The following is a 15,605-nucleotide window of genomic DNA, read 5'->3' as shown; positions in this document are numbered from 1 at the left end:
CTGGCGGGTCGAGGCGTTGCCGAGGTTCGTGCAGTGCCGGCGGTGCCCATCACCGCCGGTCCGGTCGACGACCGTGCGTCGAGGTCAGCAGGCCGCGCGGCGGCGGCGCGCGGCGGCCGCGAGCGCGGCCAGGCCGGCGCACAGCGACAGCCACGTGGCGGGCTCGGGCACGGCGGTGACGACCGAGCTGACCGCGAAGGTCGTCTCGAGGCCGGTGGCATCGTCGGCCAGGTCGCCGCTGAACTCGATCAGCGTCTGCTGCCCCGGCAGCGCCGAGGCGGCGAGGCGGAAGGCGGGCAGGAAGACCAGCGACTGCTGGACGGGCACGCTGGCCATCGGGATGTAGCTGTAGTCGGCGAACGCCAGGCCGGTGACCTCGTCGGTGCCGTACGTCGCCGAGAACTCCAGCGGCGGCAGGCCCGCGATGGCCGCGCCGAACGCCACCTCGACGCCGTCGAGGATCACCTTGGAGGCCGCTGCGTCGAAGGTCAGCAGGCTCGCGTCGTAGCTGAACTGCAGCCCGAACGACAGGACCGCGTAGGGGCTGTCGAAGCTGAACTGCAGGCTGGGCGCCACCAGCGCCTCGGGCGCACCCGAGGCCGCGCCAGCCTGGACGACCGGGGCCGCCTGTGCCGCGGCGACGCCGCCGAGCGCGGTGAACACCGCGACGAGACCCCGCAGGGCGAGTCGGTTACAACTCATCAAACGTCCTCCCGGGCTGTTGTAAAGAAAGCTTGCCCAATGCGTTTGATTGAATCTTAAGCGGGTGTTTTGTGACTTTGTGTGGCCGTGAGTGCCATTTCTCAACCTAAATAGGTGTTAACCCTTTCCCCCAAGGGAGGGTGGGTCGTGACCCTCAGGGTATGTGCTTAGGCCGATCGGCCGGCGCGAGGGAATGAGCCGGCGCGGCCCGCGCTCTTGTACGCATGTTCCAGTCGGCCGAGTCCCGCTACAACCAATGGGTGCGCGAGCACTACCGTTTCCTGCTGCGCAGCGCGTGGGCGCTGACCGGCTCGCGGGCGACGGCCGAGGACGTGGTGCAGGACTGCTTCGCCAACGCCTGGAAGCACCGGGCCCAGCTGCGCCAGGCGGGGCAGGCGCGGGCGTGGCTGTTCCAGATCATGCGGCGCAGTGCCTTCCGCTACCTGGAGCCCGGGCCCGTGCCGGCCGATGACGACGCGCCCGAGGCGCAGGCGCCCGACAGCGGCGCCGACGACCGGCTCGACGTGATCCGCGCGCTCGGCCGCATCGCCCCCATCCACCGCGAGGTGCTCGTGCTGTACTACTTCGACGACATGCCCACCGCGCAGATGGCCGAGGCGCTGGAGGTGGCGCCCGGCACCGTGCTGTCGCGCCTGCAGCGGGCGCGGCAGGCCCTGAGGGCGGCCATGGCGCCGCCGGCCCGGCCCGAGCCGGCGGCGCCGGTGGCCCGGCTGCGCCAGGTGTGATCATGGCCGGCATCGACCCCCGCGACCTCCCCGACCCGGCGCCCGACAGCGGCTTCGACCTGCGCACGCGCGCCGAGCTGGCCCTGGCCTGCGATCCGGGCGAGCCACCCGCCGGCCTGTTCCGCCACACCCCGTGGCGGCGCCGTGCCGGCGTGCACCGCGCCGCCGTGGCTCTGCTGGCGACGGCCGGCGTGTGGGGCGCCGTGATGGCGGTGCGCCCGCCCGAGCTGGTGCGCGGCGCCATCGAGCACGAGTACTACGAGCGCACGCTGCGCGGCAGCTTCATGGCGCCGGACGAGCTGCTGCGGCACCTCGGCCTGGCCGGGCAGCGCAGCGCCCCGGGCTACCCGCAGCTCATGCGCCCCTGCGACATCGACGGCCAGCGCGCCTACCACCTCACCACGTTCTTCGAGAAGGGCGGGATGGTCACCGTGCTGGCCTTCGACGGGCCGGTCGCGCTGGCCGACGGCGGCGGCTGGTGGAACAACGTGTACTGGCAGGTCATCCGCTCGCGGGCCGGCAAGCCGCTGGTGCTCGTCGCGCAGAAGAAGAAGGCCCTGGCCGTCGCACAGGCGAGCCTGGGCCGCCCCCCGGGCTGAACCCAGCCCATCCCACCCCAGGAGACGACCCCTTGAACTCGCAACCCACCTCGCACCCCCGGCGCCGCCTGCTGGCCGGCAGCGGCGCCGCCCTGGCCGCCGCCGGCCTGGGCGGCCTCGCCCCGGCCGCACGCGCCGCCGGCGACACCCCGGCCGCCGCCGCGGGCACCAAGCCGCTGCCCGGCTACGTCGCCTGGAAGGATCCGGCGAGCGTGATCGTGCACAGCACGACGACCATCGAGACCCGGCGCGGCAGCTTCGGCACCGGGGTGCTCACCCCCTCCGAGCAGCTCTACATCCGCAACAACCTGCCGGCGCCCGATGCATCCGTCGTGGCCGACCGGGATGCGTGGGAAGTGGAGATCGCGGGGGTGAAGAACCCGCGCAGGCTCAGCGTGCGCGAGCTCAAGTCCATGGGCCTGGAGACGCTGGCGATGGTGCTGCAGTGCTCAGGCAACGGCCGCGGCTACTTCCCCAGCAAGCCGAGCGGCACGCCCTGGCAGGTGGGCGCCGCGGGCTGCGTGATGTGGAGCGGCGTGCCGGTGCGCTGGGTGGCCGACGCGCTGGGCGGCGTCGCTGGCGGCATGGCCTTCATGACCGGCACCGGCGGCGAGAAGCTGCCCGAGGGCCTCGATCCGAAGACCGTGATCGTCGAGCGCTCGGTGCCCGTCGCGGCGATGGCGGATGCGATGCTGGCCTGGGAGATGAACGGCGCGCCGATCCCGCTGGCCCACGGCGGGCCGCTGCGGCTCATCGTGCCGGGCTATACCGGCGTCAACAACATCAAGTACGTCAAGCGGCTGGCCTTCACCGCCGCGGAGACCGACGCGCGCATCATGTCCCACGGCTACCGCCTGTCGCCGCCCGGCGGCAAGGGCGACCCGAGCCAGCCGTCGGTGCAGGAGATGAGCGTCAAGTCGTGGATCAACGGCCCCGGCGCCGACGGCGGCACCGTGAAGGCCGGCCTGGTGCAGGTGCACGGCGTGGCCTTCGGCGGGCTGCATGGGGTGAGCCGGGTCGAGGTGTCGCTCGACGGCGGCAAGCGCTGGCACGAGGCCCGCTTCGTGGGGCCGGACCTGGGGCGCTACGCATGGCGGCAGTTCGTGCTGTCGGCGCAGCTGCCGCCGGGCGCGCACGTGCTGGCCAGCCGTGCCACCGACAGCGCCGGCAACGTCCAGCCCGAGCAGCGCGCGGAGAACGCCGGCGGCTACAACAACACGAGCTGGGCGGACCACGCGCTGAAGGTGGTGGCGGCATGAGGCCGGGCGCAGGCAGGCCCGTGAGGGCCGGGTGGCGCGCCACGGCGCTGGCCGGTGCGGCGATGCTGGCCGCGGCGGCCACGCCGGCGGCCGCCGCCGACCGGCAGGCCCAGTTCGATGCCGGCCGCAAGCTCTTCCTGCAGGAAGCGGTGCCGGCCTGCGCGCTGTGCCATGCGTTGAAGGAGGCCGGCGCCGAAGGTGCGGTGGGCCCCGCGCTGGACGACCTGCAGCCGGACGCGGGGCGCGTCGCCGCGGCGCTGCGCAACGGCCTGGGGCAGATGCCCTCGTACGGCGGCCGCCTCAGCGACGCGGAGATCGACGCGCTGGCGGTCTACGTGTCGAGGGCGAGCGGGGGCGCGAAGTAGGGCGCCGCGACGCGGATCAGCTTGGCGTCACGGGGAGGTCGATGTCGTCGGCGGCCAGCCGCGGTGAGCGGTGCATGGACTCGGCCAGCGACTGCCCCGGCGCCTGGGAGGCGCGCGCCTCCCGGCGCACCGCCTGAGGCGGCACGCCGAAGCCGCGCAGGAACGCCTCGCGCAGGTGGCGCCGGTCCCGGCACCCCGTCTCGCGGGCGACCACCTCCAGCGGATGGCGGCTCTGCTCGATCACCAGCCGGGCGGCTTCCAGGCGCAGTCCCTGCACCGCCTTGGCCGGCGACTGGCCGGTCTCGGCCGTGAAGACGCGGCTGAACTGGCGCGGGCTCAGGCGGGCGACCTCGGCCAGTTCGTCCACGCGCAGCGGCCGGGCCAGGCGGCGCCGCGCATGCTCCAGCGCCTGCTGGATGCGGTCGGACCTGGGCGCAAGCCTCAGGATCTCGGAGTGCTGCGACTGCCCGCCCGCGCGGCGCTGGTGCATCACCAGCCGGCGGCGTTCCAGTTCGTCGGTGCTCGGGGCGGCGCAGGGGTCGAAGGCCAGGGCGGCACGCAGGTCGGCCAACACCTGCTGGTCGCCCTCCACGGCGTCCGGATGTTTGCGTGCCCGCGCAGAGCCGAGGATCGCGTAGATCAGGTCATTGATCTCGACGGTCTGGGAATCCCGGCCGCGGTTCCGAGGTTTGCGGCCCGGCGAGCAGCGTGCCGTCAGCGCGCGCGGCGACGAAGTAACCCGAACGTGGCGCCGCGCGGACACCCCGCCGGCGATCTGCTGCTCGAGCTCTCGAGCCAGCAATTCGTACCGGTATAGCCCGCGGCCGGTGGATCACGCATCGGTGTCGGCACCGCGCCCCGGTCAATTGCTGGCTGGGGTGGCGTCCTGGCAGCCTGGTGGTTGCACGCTGCGGTACAGGCATCGGCATGGCCGCTCGCCTCGGCGGGCGGGCAAGTGCGCCGCAGCAAGACGGAAAGCCGTTGCCCGGAACGCCCGTGCGACGGTTTCCCGATCCCGATGGGGCGGATGCCGATCGCCGGTCCCTGCAGTGGCAGGCCGCGGACCTGGCGTTGGGTGCTGGCATGGATTGTGCAAAAAGTCACGGGCTGTCCTTATCTTGGAAGCCATTCCACCGGCGCGCGCTGTTATTCGACGCCGGCACGCTTTGAGCACTGCGACGGCACGAAAATTTCAGAATCTCAACTGGAGGTCAGGATGGATCAACCAATTCGCCAATATGGCATGGTGGCAAAACGACAGCAGAGCAAGGGACTGAACACTTCCCTGGCGCCGATTGTTTGTTTGTCTTTGCTGGTCGTTGTCGGTTCTACCGCCAGCGCGAATGAGTGGTCGTATCCCGGAGATCCCGGCTTCGTCGCCCGGAGCCTCCAAGAAATGCCGGCGGCAAAAGCCAGCTGGGAAACGCCGGAATATGGCTATTTCACCGGCGTCAATCCGCTGACCGGTGGCACCACGGTCAATGCCCCGTGGCAGCTCGTCGCGGTCAACGCGTCCACCGCCTATGCCCTGGGGTATTACGGGCAGGGCGTCACGCTGGGCATGATGGACTCGGGCTACCGCGTCACGCACCAGGGATTCCAGACCGGGCTGATCGCGCCGGTGCGGGCAACGGGTGTCTACGGCACCTCCGGCTTCGGGTACCGCAACACCGCCAACCCGGGCAATCCGTTCACGGCGGGCGAAACGTTCACGGTGGACGGCGACACCGCGCGGACGAGCGACTACTCGCACGGGACGGGCATGCTGGGCGTGACCTCCGGCATACGCGATGGCCTGTCCCAGCACGGCATTTCCTTCGCTTCGATGATGTATGTCGCCAAGACGGGCGGCTCCGATACCCAGTCGCACGGCCCGTTCCACGATTACGTGTACTGGTATACGGCCAACAAGGCGCTGGTGGACGCGGGTGCCAAAGTCATCAACAGCAGCTGGGGCTCTTTTGTCCAGACCCTCAACCGCACCCAATTCGACGGTTCGGGCAACAATCTCGGCACCAACGGCAACCTCGTCAACGGGTATCAATTGCCTGGCAAGGACAGCGCCAGCCCCACGGCGATGGCGACGACCATCCCCAACGAGTACCTGAAGGACCTGGAGTACCAGTATTTCTTCACCAAGAAGAGCTATTCCGAAGGCGGCATTCAATACAATCCGAAGTACCCCGGGCGCTCCTTCATGGACGCCATCTGGGACGCCATCAAGGTCACCGGTACCGTCAACGTGAGATCGGCCGGCAATAACGACTGGAGCAACCCGTATTTCCGCCCGGCGTATCCCCTTTTCAATCCAGCGGCGGAAAACCAGTTCGTGGCCGTCGGCGGGGTGCAGCCGCCCACCGCCGCCAATCCCGAATACACCAAGCAGTTCGGATACAACGAGGCCGGGCTCGCCAAATGGTGGACCGTGTCGACCCCTTCCAACGCCGTCCGTACCACGGGCAGCGGGGGCGATACCACCTACTCGAACTCGAGCGGCACGTCGCCGGCCACGCCGGTGGCGACGGCAGCGATGGGTGTGCTGCTTTCGCGCTATCCGAACATGGATGCCAAGCAGGTCCGCGAGGTGATGCTCACCACCTCGAACAACAAGATGACCGACGGCGTGCGGTTCCTCGGCACCGGGCAGACCTCGCCCTCCGGCGCATCCATCGCCTGGACCGCGCCCGACGGCCTGCCGGACGACCGCTGGGGCTGGGGCATCCCCGACCTGGCCAAGGGCATGTACGGCCCCGCCCAGTTCCTGAGCCCCATGCTCTACAACATGAGCAAGGCGCCGGTGGACGTCTGGTCCAACGACATCAGCCAGGTCGCGATCAAGCAAAGGGAACGGGAAGACCTGCAGTGGCTGGCGAGCTACAAGCAGCAGGGCATCGCCTTCGCCGGTGAGTTCAGCCCCAACGTGCTGAACCCGAACGGCACGCTGAACAAGCAGGCCTTCGTGCTGCAGGGCCTGTTGAACGACCCTGCCGTCCAGGCGATCACCAACGGCCGTCCCGAGACCTACGACAAGATCAGCTACGAGGACGCCGTCAAGTGGCGCAAGGAATGGATGGACGCGCGCGCGGCCCACATCCAGAGCAAGATCGACCGCGGCCAGTACACGGCTTCGCTGACCAAGACCGGCGCCGGCACCTTGTTTCTCACCGGCAACAACACCTACGCCGGCGGCTCGACCGTCGCGGGTGGCAAGTTGTCGATCGTCGGCACCAACAGCTCCGGCGTGACCGTCAGCAACGGCGGGACGCTGGGCGGCACGGGCACCGTCGCGGGCACCATCGCCGTCCTGAAGGGCGGGGTGCTGTCGCCGGGCGTCAGCGCCGAGGAAGCCGCCGGCATCACCAGCGTGGTCGCCAGCGTTGCCGTCACGCCGGGTGACGTGCTGCGCGCCAGTGCGGTGAAGGTCGGCCTCGGCGGGGGCTTCAAGGCCACGCTCAAGGCGGGCGGGGAATCGTCACGCCTGATGGCGACCGGCCCCGTCGCGCTCGGCGGCAGCCTGGTCCTCGAGGCGACGGCCGTGCCCAGCGCAGGCGAGGTCTACACCCTGATCCAGGCCGCCAGCATCCAGGGCACGTTCACCGGCCTGCCTGAAGGCAGCGTGGTGACGGCCAACGGCCGCCAGTACCGGATCTCCTACCAAGGCAGCAAGGTGACGCTCACGGCCTCGTGATCGCATGGCCTCCGCTCATCCATCACTTCGTGTACTTCGTGCACCCGACAACCATAGGGAAATGATCGTGACAAAACGCGATTCTTGGGCCATGGGCCTGGTCCTGGCCGCCACGGCGGCTTTTGCAGCCCCCGCGCAGGCCAACCTGGTCACCAACGGCAGCTTCGAAACCGCCGACTTCTCCGGCTGGATCACCACCGGCGACTCGCTGTTCAACGGGGTGCAGTGCCCCGGCGCGGATGACAGCGTGTTTGCCGGCGCCTGCAGCGCGTACTTCGGCTCCGGAACCGACAGCGGCATCACGCAGACGATCAACGTCGGTGGCGCCGGCAAGACGTGGAACCTCTCGTTCGCGTTTCAGCCGGATGGCGCCATCCCCAGCAGCTTCAGCGTGATGTTCGGCGGGCAGACGCTGCTGTCGCTGACCACGCCGGCGGCCGGCGGCTACATGCTGTACGAGTTCAGCGGCCTCACCACCGGCGAGACCATGACGCTGGCCTTCAACTTCGTCGATCCGGTCGGCTTCCTGTTCCTCGATGCCGTCTCGGTCACCGCGGTGCCCGAACCGGCGACGATGGCCATGATGGGCATGGGCCTGGCAGGGCTCTTCGTCTCGCGGCGGCGCCTGCGGAAGACGGCGTAAGGCCTGACGCACGGCCGCCTCCAGGGTGATGGCCTGGCGGCCGTGCTGGCGACGAGCTGACCGTTACGGGCCGCCCGGGGCGATGGTGATCGGCGCCGGCCCGACCTCGCAACTCGCCGGGCGATACGCCTACATCCCAGTGCGACTTCACCTTGAAGAATGGCTCGCACAAGGCAATGCCGATAAAATCCGCCGCATGAGTTCCATTGTTTCCAAGTCCGCGTCCAGCGGTGCATCCTGCGAGGCGACCTGTCGTGTTGCTGTCTCGCTGTGCACGCCGCAGCCGCGTGCCGGGATGGGAACTCGCACCCGTCAGCCGGCCGCACATCCTTAGGCCCGGCGATCACTTCCACACCATTTGCGCAAACTTCAGATCGCCGGGCGCCTAGCTCGCGCGTAGATGCGTGTCTCCACGCCGGAGGCACTCAGCTTGACACTGAAGGAATGCCCCGTGGAAGCCGGCACCCTCGAGCGCACGCTCACTGAACTGGACCATGTCCGCCTCTTGAACCTGCTCCGCCGCGACACACGCGGCGACGGTTCCTCCCAGCAAGTCCGCGCCGTCGAAGACCTCCTGGACGCCTCTGCGCTCGTGCCTTCGCGCGAGGTGGCGCCAGACGTCGTGACGATGTACTCCCAGGTTCTCGTGCAGGACATCCAGACCGGCCAGCGAAACACGCTGACCCTGTGTTATCCCGCGGACGCTGAACCGGCGGTCGGATTCGTCTCGGTGCTGTCCCCGGTCGGCAGCGCCCTGCTCGGCCTGCGCGTCGGCAGCACTGCCCGCTGGGCCACCCCTGCTGGCGACGACAAGGCTGCCGAGATCCTGGCCATCCTCTTCCAGCCCGAGGCGAGCGGCGACTACGCGATGTAGCTGCCATGTGCAGCCCCGCAGCTGCACATCTCGATGGCGACGAAGGCGGGCGTGACCTTCACCTTTGGAGCGATGCACATCGCACCGGGGCACACGCTCGTCCGGCGTCTTTTGGACACGACCGTTCTTGAGGAAACACAAATGGCGTCATTCACTTCCATTCTGGCGGCAACCGACTTTTCGGCCGACGGAAACAATGCCGTGCGCCGCGCCGCGTGCTTGGCGCATGAGCTCGGAGCCCGTCTTCGCATCCTGCACGTGCTGAAGGCGACACGCCGCAAGGCGCTTCGCGACTGGTTCTCACCGACACCGGCCTTCGATCTCGAGGCCACCCAGGCGCGCGACGCGCTGCGGCGCCTGGCCATCGAGATGGCCGGCGAGCACGACTTGATCGCCACCGTCGAGGTCGCAGTCGGCGACCCCTTCGAGACCCTGCAGAAGGCGTCGGAGCACGTCGACCTGGTGGTCCTCGGATGGCGGCGTCACGGGCGCTTCAAGGGAATGCTCGGGGCCAGCACCGTCGATCGCATGATCCGGGTCGGCCGACGTCCTGTCCTCGTTGTCAAAACGTCGGTGCAGGGGTCCTATCGCCGTGTCCTGGTACCGATCGACTTCACGGCATCGTCGGATGCGGCAATCCGTGTGGCCGACCGGATGCGACGCGAAACGGGCATGCATGTATTCCATGCGATCGACTCCAAGCGCGAGGCCGTGCTGCGCGAAGCCGATGTGCCCGAGCACGTCATCAGGGAGACCCGCCTGATGGAAGAAGGCGCCATCAACGCTCGCATGCGTCGCCAGGTCGCCAGACTCGGGCTGGACAGCGCACCCATGAACTATGCGTTGGCACACGGACACCCGGTGCGCTCGACCCTGCGTCACGCCCACAGGCTCGGGGCCGACCTCATCGTCGCTGGGAAACAGGTTCGTTCAAGCTTGGGCAGTTCCCTCCTCGGCAGCGTCAGCAGCCGTGTTGTGTCCGAGGCGGGCTGCGACACGTTGATCGTGCCGTGGCGTCGGGAAAGCGCTGCGCCGCAGGCGTCGCGAGCGCATGCCGGAGCATGGACTCAAGGTCATTGGATCCACAAGAAGGCGCGCTTCGCATCGCGAAGAGCGTCATGAACCCGACAGGAGTTCCGTGGATCACCCGGATGCAGATGCAACCGCAGCGCAGGGGCATCGGGAACACTGTCGCGCCGGCAGCGCAGCAGGGGGTGGCCCACCACAGTGCTCGATCCGCCAGTCAAATTGGGCTGTTCTCATGAAGATCTCTTCAACCGCCCTCAAGGCAAAACGTTCGTGTGCCAGCGGCTATCGCTGGTTCGCCCGGCGCTTCACGAGCCCGACGGAGTATCAAGCCCTCATCGACGCACTCGTCGCCGACGGACGCGTCGACGACGCGTGCTGGCTGCTGGACCAGTTCGGGCCTGTCAAATCCGTGCTTGTGGTCGATGCCATCTCGGCGCACGCCTTCGTCTATGCGGGATCGGTCCAGGTGCGTGGCGAGGTGGATGTCGACACAGTACTTCGCACGGGGGGATCGTTGAACGCAGGCGGCAGCATTCGCGCCGGCAACACGGTCTGGATCGGCAACGACCTGCACGCCGGCGCGGGCCTGCGCACACTCGGCTCGCTGCGCACCGGGGGCAACCTGGTCTCGTCCTGGAGCGTCGAGGTGCAAGGGGCGCTGACGTGCGGCGGCGACCTGCGCGTCCGCGGAGCCCTGGCTTGTGGGGCGGCGTTGCGCGGCGAGGGTTCGGCCGTGGTGGCCGAGGATCTCGAGGTCGACGGCATGATCCATTGCGCCAAGAGCCTGCAGGTCGGCGGCCATCTGGCGTGCACGGAGGGCCTTCGCGCCGGACACGGGATCCAGGTCGGACAGTCGATTCGCAGCGGCATGCATATCGATGCCGGCTGGGGGATCGTTGCGGGATCCGACATCACGGGCGATGGTGCCATTCGGGCCGGCGAGAGCATCGTCAGCGGCGGCAGCGTTCGGGCCGGCGCCGGATTCAGCCTCTATGCCGGCCTGAGTGCTCGCCGCGATGCGTGGCCTTCGTGCGGCCGTGTGGTGTCGCGGGCTCGCCCCGAGAACCTGCTGAGCGGTTTCTGGGACGGTGTTCCGTTCGGCGTGTCGGCATGAAGGCCCCCGGTGGGCCTGCCCCTGGAGTGAACATGAACTGTCCCTTCGTGTCGCTGTGTCCCGAGATCACGCGGGCTCACGCGCTGACGCTGGTGGATTGGCTGGAAGACGAGTGCGTCACCCGCCATCTCAGCGATTCGCGCCATGTCTCCCGCTTCATCGAGCAGGTCGTCGGCCGGGTTCAGCTGCCCATCCTGACGCACCTGTTCAACCAGGGCGGCCGGTTCTTCATGGTCTGTGATGGGCATGACGTTCCGGTGGGATTCGTGCGCCTCGTCCACACGGGATCCGAATGCGAGATGGTCCTGGTCATCGGCAACCGCGACAACTGGGGCCGTCAGCTCGGCGCCAGCGCGATCCGGGAAGCCATGAAGATCGCCTTCTTCCAGATGCGCGCCGTCAAGCTCATCGCCAAGGTTCACCCGGACAACGCGCGCTCGTTGAAGGTTTTCCAGCGCTGCGGCTTCCTGCTCGAAAGCGAAACCCCCGCGCTGAAGAGCTTTGCAATGACTTCGGAGCGCTATGTCCGGCTCTTGCGTGAAAGCCCCGCAGGCCAGGCCGGCACCATCCACATCACCGAGCCTGACCAGGCGCGGCTCAGGAACCTGCTCGCGTCCGAGCATGCCCCGGCCAGCTTCGAGCTGGAGCACGAGCTTGAACGAGCCATCGTCGTCGATGCCCGGCAAGTGCCGCACGATGTGGTGACGATGAACTCCCGCGCCTTGCTCCAACTGGACGACGAAGAGGTGGAAGTGGCGCTCGTGTATCCGTACGACGCGGACGACAGTGCCGGCAGGCTGTCGGTCGGTGCCGGCGTCGGCACCGCGATCCTGGGTTACCGGGAGGGAGATGCTTTCGCATGGCGGCTACGGGACCGGACCTGCCGCATCCGGATCGTGAACGTGCTGTACCAGCCGGAAGCAGCTGGCGCCTTCCACTTGTAGCCCGTCGCGCTGCACGCAAAAAAAACCGGCGCTGACCCCGCAGCGCCGGCCAACGGAGAGGAACTTGGGAGCGTGCGCTTAGCGCCGGCGGGCGCGCGCCAGGAGCGCCAGGCCGCCGAGCATCAGCAGGTAGGTCGATGGCTCAGGCACCGCGCTGACCGCGAAGGTGGCCAGGCCGGTGGCCGAAGCGTTGCCCAGGCCCAGGGCCGACACGCCGGCGGCGGACTCGGCGGTGAGGGTCAGTTGCAGCGAGGCCAGCGTGCCGGCCGCAGGCGTGTACGAGAACTCCCAGGGGCCGGTGACGAAGTCGCTGTACAGCGTCACGCCGCTGCTGATCAGCTCCACGAAGAGCGACGCCGACGAATTGGCCGTGCCCGAGGCGAAGCTGGACGCGTCGAAGCCGATGCTCAGCGTGACCATGGGCGCGCTGTTGGTGAACGAGCCGATGAACGAGGCCGAGCCAACGGCGCTCGCGATGCCGCCGGCCGACACGTCGGCACTCGCGCTGAGCAGCCCGGCACCCGAGATCGCGCCCGCGGTGGCCAGGTCGGTCGTGAGACCGTCCGAGGCCGCCGAGGCGAACAGGGTGAGATCGTCCGGCGGGCTCGCCTTGGACTCGACGCTGGGGTCGCCGTCGGTCAGCGCAATCGCGTCGACCGTGTACAGCGTGTTGGTGAACGTGACCGGGGCGGCGTGGGCGGACGACAGCGCCAGGGCGGCCAGGCAGGTGACGATGATTCTCTTGATCATGGGATCCCTCTCATCTTGATGTAGGCGCCCGGGGCGCTCTCGCGAGCGCCCCGGGAAGCGTTGCTGCTTCGTGCGGAGGCTTACTTCACCACGCGCACGTTGGCCGTGGAGGTCAGCTTCTTCTGCACGCCTTCGTGCATGAAGTTGGCCGTCACGATCAGCGGCACCGCATCACCGACAGGGATGTTGCTGTCGATCAGCGCCTTGTCGAAGCTCAGCACCAGCGACTTGCCGTCGGACGTGGCCTTGGCCTGCACCGGCGTGAACAGCTCGTTGGTCAACGGCGTCTTCAGCTTCACGCTGTCCATGCCGTCCAGCACGTAGCCTGCCGGCAGCTTGAACGTGGCCGTGACCAGGCCCTGCACGCTGGTGAACACGCCGTTGGCGGGGCGCAGGTTCAGCACGTTCGGCACGAACTGCAGCGCTCCAGGTTGCTCCACCGCGTCGAGCGTGACGATGATGCGGCCCACGGGGCGCGGATCCGTGCAGTCGTTGTAGTAGTACTCGCCCTCGCGGTCGAACTTGTACTGCGCGGTCTGGCCCGGCTGCAACCTGAAGTTGAACTTGCCTTCGAAGAACTGCGTGGCGCAATGCTCCTTCTGGTTCGGCGAGTTCGGGAAGGTCTCGATGCCGGGGTTGCGGAAGGTCACCGTGGTGCCCACCGGAACGCGACGCTGCGACGGGATCATCGAAGCGGTCGCCACCGAGTCGGGCGTCGAGGTGGCGGTGCCGTTCGAGCGGGCCATCCACACCTCGTTGTCCGGAACGATGCCAGCCGCGGCGTTGTCCGTCGGACGGCGCCAGTTCGGAATCGGCAGCGGCGCCGGGGCCTCGCTGCCGCCCGTCACGTAGACGGGGTCGGCGCGCGTACCGGTGTAGTACTTCGCCTTGCCGCCGATCTTGAAGGCCCAGACCGACTGGCCGTTGCCGCCTTGCGAATAAGGCTGGCCGCCCGCCATGTTGGTCGTCGCGATGTACTGCTCGCCGTTGACCTCGTACGAGATCGTGCCGGTCTGCGAGGGGGCACCCATCTGGAAGCGCCACAGTTCCTTGCCGGTCGCGGCATCGCGGCCCACGAGCCAGCCGTCCATCTGGGTGTGGAACAGCAGGTCGGTGGCGGTGACCAGCGGGTTGTGCTGGCGCGAGAGGTCGTACTTCAGCGGTTCGTACCAGACCACCTGGCCGGTCGAGTTGTTCACGCCGAGGATGGCGCCGGTCTGGTAGCCGCCGATCATCCGCAGGCCGTTGCCGCCTTGCTGCAGCGGGTGGCCGCCGGGCATGTACGACAGGCCGACGTAGCGCATGTTGAGCTTGGGGCTCATCGTCGTGACGGTCATGTCATTGCCGCCGTTCTGGCTCGGCGGGTAGACATAGACGAAGCCGTCGTACGAGCCTTCGTACAGGCAACCCTTGCGGGGCGGCCCGACCAGGAAGGGCTCCTGATCTGACAGGTAGTTGGGCGAGCGGTAGACGAGCTTCATCTGGCCGGGGTTGGCCGGATCGGGCTCGGCCTGGTAGCCGTTCCAGTTCGGCGCCAGGCGGTTCGGATGCCCCGGCACCTCGCTGCCCAGGTTCTGCAGCACCATGCACTGCTCGCTGTAGATGCTTTGCAGCGGGAAGGGCTGCGTGGGCGCGGGGTTGTTGCGCGAGTCGCCGCCGATGGCGCGGTATTCGATCGGCAGCACCGGCTTGCCGGTGGCGCGGTCGAGCGTGAACTGGTGGGCCGACTTGCTGCCGTAGAAGATGACCTTCTTCGTTTCGCCGCCGATCTGCACGTCCGCGAGCGTCGGGGTCAGCACGTTGTCCATGTCCCAGATGTCATGGCGCACCGACTGGAAGTGCCACTTGTAGGCACCGGTCTTGTAGTCCAGCGCGACGACCGAGCTGCCGAACAGGTTGTCGCCCGGCCGGCCTGCGCCGTTTTGCGAGCCGCCGCACGAACGCACGTTGCCGAAGGCGACGTAGAGCATGCCGAGCTCGGGGTCGATCGAGCCTTGCTGCCACGGCGCCGCACCGGCCGTGCGATAGCACTCGTTCGGCGTGTCGTTGGGGGTGTCCTTGGTGGTGAAGGTGTCGCCGGCGTCGAAGGTGGTGCCGTTCACGTCGGTGAACGAGGTGCCGTGGGGGTAGGTGCTGTAGAACACCCAGGCGGTCGAGCCGTCGCTGGCCTTCAACGCGAAGGCAGCGCCGCGGGCGTTGTCGTTGGTGCCCATGATGATCAGGCCGTCGTGGTAGCGCGGCGGCACCTTGGCGATGCCCGAGAGCGCGGTGCCGGTGGTGTCGGTGGGCTGGACGGCCCAGACGACGGCGCCGGTTTCCTGGTCCAGCGCGACGACGCGGTTGCCGCTGGCCGTGGTGTAGACCTTGCCTTCACCGACCGAGACGCCACGTTGCGTGGAAGTCGGGCCGTAGCCGTTGAGCGTCGCAGACGGCACCCACTTCCACTTCACCGCGCCGGTGGCGGCGTTGAGCGCCACGACGCCGCCGCCCGGCGGGTTGACGTACATCACGCCGTTGACAACGATCGGCGTGGATTGTCCGCCGGTGTTGGTGGTGCCTGGTGCGGCTGCGGGCGAAGTGATGGGTTCGGAGGCCAGGTTGGTCTGCCAGGCGGGGCCGAGGTTCCCGATGTTCGACTTGTTGATCTGCGTCAGCGACGTATAACCCTGGGCGCCCAGGTTGCCGGTGATGTGCGGCCAGTCCTTGCCGGCCGGCACCGTCGGTGATTGCGCGAAGGCTGTCGCCGTGCAGGCCGCGGCGATGGCAGTCATCACCAACGCGACCGGGAATCTTTGCTTCATCGTGTTCTCCTCTTTACATGTATGAGACGACGTGGACAGTCGACGCGCCGAGCAGTGGCACGCCGTCGTGGAGCGGGGCGATGTGGCTTCC

Annotated in this window: 13 protein-coding genes and 1 pseudogene; 10 read left to right on the top strand and 4 right to left on the bottom strand. The window is 68.4% G+C overall.

Annotated features, from left to right (window positions below):
* Positions 1–84: 84 nt before the first annotated feature.
* On the bottom strand, positions 85–702 hold the full coding sequence (locus V4F39_RS22360; RefSeq protein ID WP_332292224.1) for a PEP-CTERM sorting domain-containing protein: 618 nt from the start codon (positions 700–702) through the stop codon (positions 85–87).
* Positions 703–926: 224 nt separating this feature from the next.
* Between V4F39_RS22360 and V4F39_RS22355 the strand changes: the two genes are divergently transcribed.
* The 4 genes from V4F39_RS22355 (at position 927) to sorU (ending at position 3,671) form a co-directional block, all read left to right on the top strand.
* Entirely contained in the window at positions 927–1,448 is a 522-nt protein-coding gene (locus tag V4F39_RS22355; RefSeq protein ID WP_332292223.1) for an RNA polymerase sigma factor, read from the top strand.
* A 2-nt stretch (positions 1,449–1,450) separates the two neighbouring features.
* A complete protein-coding gene (locus V4F39_RS22350; protein ID WP_332292220.1) occupies positions 1,451–2,047 on the top strand; it encodes a hypothetical protein in 597 nt (198 codons plus the stop codon).
* A 32-nt stretch (positions 2,048–2,079) separates the two neighbouring features.
* Positions 2,080–3,306 (top strand): SorT family sulfite dehydrogenase catalytic subunit, encoded by a 1,227-nt coding sequence (sorT, locus tag V4F39_RS22345; RefSeq protein WP_332292219.1) that lies wholly within the window; start codon positions 2,080–2,082, stop codon positions 3,304–3,306.
* A 62-nt stretch (positions 3,307–3,368) separates the two neighbouring features.
* A complete protein-coding gene (sorU, locus tag V4F39_RS22340) occupies positions 3,369–3,671 on the top strand; it encodes a SorU family sulfite dehydrogenase c-type cytochrome subunit (RefSeq protein WP_332292336.1) in 303 nt (100 codons plus the stop codon).
* 106 nt (positions 3,672–3,777) lie between these two features.
* On the opposite strand, the pseudogene V4F39_RS27230 reads toward sorU, so the two are convergent.
* Positions 3,778–4,170: pseudogene (locus tag V4F39_RS27230) on the bottom strand (helix-turn-helix domain-containing protein); the annotation flags it as partial.
* A 456-nt stretch (positions 4,171–4,626) separates the two neighbouring features.
* On the opposite strand from V4F39_RS27230, the gene V4F39_RS22330 reads away from it, so the two are divergent.
* From V4F39_RS22330 to V4F39_RS22305, 6 genes are all read left to right on the top strand, one after another.
* A complete protein-coding gene (locus V4F39_RS22330; protein WP_332292216.1) occupies positions 4,627–7,359 on the top strand; it encodes a S8 family serine peptidase in 2,733 nt (910 codons plus the stop codon).
* 67 nt (positions 7,360–7,426) lie between these two features.
* Positions 7,427–8,002, top strand: a complete 576-nt coding sequence (locus tag V4F39_RS22325; protein ID WP_332292215.1) for a PEP-CTERM sorting domain-containing protein — start codon at positions 7,427–7,429, stop codon at positions 8,000–8,002.
* 451 nt (positions 8,003–8,453) lie between these two features.
* On the top strand, positions 8,454–8,876 hold the full coding sequence (locus V4F39_RS22320) for a GreA/GreB family elongation factor (RefSeq protein ID WP_332292213.1): 423 nt from the start codon (positions 8,454–8,456) through the stop codon (positions 8,874–8,876).
* Between the two features lie 33 nt (positions 8,877–8,909).
* On the top strand, positions 8,910–9,998 hold the full coding sequence (locus V4F39_RS22315) for a universal stress protein (RefSeq protein ID WP_332292211.1): 1,089 nt from the start codon (positions 8,910–8,912) through the stop codon (positions 9,996–9,998).
* A 139-nt stretch (positions 9,999–10,137) separates the two neighbouring features.
* Positions 10,138–11,019 carry a hypothetical protein gene (locus V4F39_RS22310; protein ID WP_332292210.1) on the top strand — a complete coding sequence of 294 codons (882 nt, stop codon included), beginning with the start codon at positions 10,138–10,140 and terminating at the stop codon, positions 11,017–11,019.
* A 32-nt stretch (positions 11,020–11,051) separates the two neighbouring features.
* Positions 11,052–11,963 carry a bifunctional GNAT family N-acetyltransferase/nucleoside diphosphate kinase regulator gene (locus V4F39_RS22305; protein WP_332292209.1) on the top strand — a complete coding sequence of 304 codons (912 nt, stop codon included), beginning with the start codon at positions 11,052–11,054 and terminating at the stop codon, positions 11,961–11,963.
* Positions 11,964–12,041: 78 nt separating this feature from the next.
* Here the strand turns inward: V4F39_RS22305 and V4F39_RS22300 are convergent, their stop codons facing one another.
* Together V4F39_RS22300 and V4F39_RS22295 are read right to left on the bottom strand one after the other, a co-directional pair.
* The gene (locus V4F39_RS22300) at positions 12,042–12,713 is read right to left on the bottom strand and encodes a PEP-CTERM sorting domain-containing protein (RefSeq protein ID WP_332292208.1); all 672 of its coding nucleotides are present in this window, start codon (positions 12,711–12,713) and stop codon (positions 12,042–12,044) included.
* An 80-nt stretch (positions 12,714–12,793) separates the two neighbouring features.
* Complete coding sequence (locus tag V4F39_RS22295) at positions 12,794–15,514, bottom strand: outer membrane protein assembly factor BamB family protein (RefSeq protein ID WP_332292207.1); 2,721 nt, start codon at positions 15,512–15,514, stop codon at positions 12,794–12,796.
* Positions 15,515–15,605: the final 91 nt, after the last annotated feature.

The sequence above is a fragment of the Aquincola agrisoli genome (assembly GCF_036621135.1).
Taxonomy (GTDB): Bacteria; Pseudomonadota; Gammaproteobacteria; order Burkholderiales; family Burkholderiaceae_C; genus Aquincola; species Aquincola agrisoli.
This window is presented reverse-complemented; position numbering and strand designations above follow the sequence as displayed.

Bases quoted from the DNA above. Each gene is read 5' to 3' on its own strand.
- V4F39_RS22360 (WP_332292224.1), bottom strand. From the start codon at position 702: ATGAGTTGTAACCGACTCGCCCTGCGGGGTCTCGTCGCGGTGTTCACC.
- V4F39_RS22355 (WP_332292223.1), top strand. From the start codon at position 927: ATGTTCCAGTCGGCCGAGTCCCGCTACAACCAATGGGTGCGCGAGCAC.
- V4F39_RS22350 (WP_332292220.1), top strand. From the start codon at position 1,451: ATGGCCGGCATCGACCCCCGCGACCTCCCCGACCCGGCGCCCGACAGC.
- sorU (WP_332292336.1), top strand. From the start codon at position 3,369: ATGCTGGCCGCGGCGGCCACGCCGGCGGCCGCCGCCGACCGGCAGGCC.
- V4F39_RS22315 (WP_332292211.1), top strand. From the start codon at position 8,910: ATGGCGACGAAGGCGGGCGTGACCTTCACCTTTGGAGCGATGCACATC.
- V4F39_RS22310 (WP_332292210.1), top strand. From the start codon at position 10,138: ATGAAGATCTCTTCAACCGCCCTCAAGGCAAAACGTTCGTGTGCCAGC.
- V4F39_RS22305 (WP_332292209.1), top strand. From the start codon at position 11,052: ATGAACTGTCCCTTCGTGTCGCTGTGTCCCGAGATCACGCGGGCTCAC.
- V4F39_RS22300 (WP_332292208.1), bottom strand. From the start codon at position 12,713: ATGATCAAGAGAATCATCGTCACCTGCCTGGCCGCCCTGGCGCTGTCG.
- V4F39_RS22295 (WP_332292207.1), bottom strand. From the start codon at position 15,514: ATGAAGCAAAGATTCCCGGTCGCGTTGGTGATGACTGCCATCGCCGCG.